General features: G+C 47.7%; 2 protein-coding genes. One reads left to right on the forward strand and one right to left on the reverse strand.

Translation table 11 applies throughout. From position 1 onward, the window contains the following. Positions 1-85 precede the first annotated feature (85 nt). Positions 86-1,180 (reverse strand): hypothetical protein, encoded by a 1,095-nt coding sequence (locus KDK15_RS15750; protein WP_257296339.1) that lies wholly within the window; start codon positions 1,178-1,180, stop codon positions 86-88. Between the two features lie 448 nt (positions 1,181-1,628). Between KDK15_RS15750 and pip the strand changes: the two genes are divergently transcribed. After that, the gene (pip, locus tag KDK15_RS15755) at positions 1,629-2,582 is read left to right on the forward strand and encodes a prolyl aminopeptidase (RefSeq protein ID WP_257296340.1); all 954 of its coding nucleotides are present in this window, start codon (positions 1,629-1,631) and stop codon (positions 2,580-2,582) included. Positions 2,583-2,674: the final 92 nt, after the last annotated feature.

The following is a 2,674-nucleotide window of genomic DNA, read 5'->3' on the forward strand; positions in this document are numbered from 1 at the left end:
TTTTGAATAGGTTCGAGTAACTATAGATAGGTTTTTGTTAACTGCAACAAGCCCCGCTTACTTATTAGTAGTTGAGTGGTTTTTTTTATGGCCCTAACCAGGGATTGCCGGGGTATGGGGCCGTGGTCACTACCAGGGTAATAATCACTGCAATAGCAAGGCTTGCCGCAATCGTGTAACCCGGCGATGCTATCCAGCCTTCCAGCCAGTGTGGGTCACGTTTCCCCACCGATAAAAAGTGTCTGTTCTTTTCATGTTTAAGCTGGTTGCCTTTGTTGGCCTTCTTATAGCGCTGTCGCATTTTTTCAATGTCGGACTTTGTCAGAGGTGATACCGGGGGCCTGTTGGTTTTTTGGCTCATTCGGTGAGAGACCAGAAAACCGTTTTCCAATGGTGAGGTGAGTAATATGACCGGGTTGATTTGTGGGTCGTCGTAGAGTTCAGGAATGGTTGAAAACAGGTATTCACTATTGTCCAGAACCACTGCTGGTGATGAAGTCAGATCAGTGCTGACAGGTCCGGGGCCCAGTATTTTGGTAGTGGCTATTCGGTTATGGCTGATATCAATATCAACAATATACAGATTTACTGACAGGGCTATGCACTGTAAAACAGCATGCCGTTTCTCCTTTACACCCTTGAAGTTCTCCAGCATTAACATTTCAGGGCAACGTTGAGTGTTGCTAATGACGGTTCTGGTTAATAGTTCAAACAGTTTGGCATAGAGCTCGTCATCATTGGCAAGGCGCTTATCCAACTCCGTGTGATGGCTCAACCAAACCGCCAGATCATGTTTATTGCGCTCAAGGATGAAAGTTTCAAAGACGTTTTTCTCTTTTTTATTTAAATTCAATACTGGCTGGAGCAATTGATTCAGTTCATCTTCCGCCATTCTGCCCGCCGAAATAAAAAGCTGTGAAAGATAGCGATAAAATTGTTCGGGTCGACATGTATGCAGGGCTTGTAAAGCCGTCTGGGTATATTGCCAGCGATCATTCTGTTGGGTTTTATCAGGATTGGTTGAGTAAATCTTAAAGCCCGTCTTGTCTATCCATTGCTGAACCATTATTTGATCATCATCAGAAAAGTACTGGGATGCTCTGGCCGGTATTGCCATTAAGATGATCAAAAAGACCACTACTGTTTTAATTACTCTGCCTGGTTGGTGTTTCATATTCATTGGGCTGTTGCTGTTTTATTACCCTCTCCAGAGAGGTCAGCGTACTGTAGCTGAATGGCGTGGTGTTATTAGCAAAATCGTCGTAAACCCTCGCCCAATCGGGCCAGGCCGCGCAGGCGGGGATATAAGACGGGAAGGCCGGGCCCCGCAGGCGTAGAGCCTTCCGCTTGAGTGTTTGTACATAGCCAGTTACTGCTGATGGAGGCTTCTGTGTAAGTCCAGTCACCATAGACTGGCAAAAGCCTGCGAAGTCAGAAAGAAGCCTTGCCTGATAAGGCGGGGAGTGTCACTAGAGGATGTTTATATCCAGAGAACTCTAAGTATCAGACAGGCTGTGGCCAAATTAGTTCAAGTTATGTTTTTAAAAGTGAAGCTGTGCCCTTTGCTGCAATAACCGTTTAAGGTTAAGGTTAGGCATTGTTCTGGTGTTTTCCTGAAAGGATTTTCCATGCGCACCCTGTATCCTGCCATCAAACCCTACGCTACCCGGCACCTGCAAGTTGATGATATTCATGAGATATACATTGAAGAGTGTGGCTCTCAGGAGGGGATACCGGTTCTATTTGTTCATGGTGGACCGGGTGCCGGTTGTACAGAACGGGATCGCCGTTTTTTTGATCCGGAGAAGTACCGGATTATTCTTTTTGATCAGAGGGGGTGTGGACGTTCCAGGCCCCATGCTGAGCTGGAGCAGAACAATACCACTGCGCTGATTGAAGATATGGAGCTGATTCGCAGCAGCCTGGGGGTTGAACAGTGGCTGTTGTTTGGTGGCTCCTGGGGCTCAACACTCTCGTTGCTGTATGCCCAGGCGCACCCGAAGCGTGTGTCAGGGTTGGTTCTCAGGGGGATTTTTCTTTCCCGGCAGCAGGATCTTGACTGGCTTTATAAAGAGGGAGCCAGCAGAGTATTTCCGGATCACTGGGCGCACTTCCTTGAGCTGATACCAGAGGATGAAAGAAGCGATCTTCTGGAAGCTTATTATCAGCGACTGTTTGGCGAGGATGAGCTGGCCAGAATGAATGCTGCCAAGCACTGGTCTTTGTGGGAGGGAAATACGGCAACCCTGCGGCCCAACCATGAACTGGTGGATCATTTTGCTGATCCTCATCTGGCCTTATCCCTTTCGCGGATAGAGTGTCATTACTTTAAACATAAATCCTTTATTAACCCTGATCAGATTATTGAGAAGATGAATCTGATATCAGCCATTCCCGGCGTGATCGTGCATGGGCGCTATGACATGATCTGTCCGCTGGATAATGCCCAGGCGCTTGCGGATCAATGGCCACAAGCAGATTTGCAGATTATCCGGGATGCCGGTCATGCCTCCTGTGAGCCGGGCATTGTGGATGCGCTGGTCAGGGCAACGGATGATTTTGTCCGAAGGCTGGCTCCATAAGGAATTGTCCCGAAATAATTTCGACATTTTGAACTCAATCTCCGTTCATCCTGAGCTTGTCGAAGGGTGATTGGCACAATACATGAGGCCGG

It is taken from the genome of Endozoicomonas sp. YOMI1, from assembly GCF_024606345.1.
Classification (GTDB): domain Bacteria; phylum Pseudomonadota; class Gammaproteobacteria; order Pseudomonadales; family Endozoicomonadaceae; genus Endozoicomonas.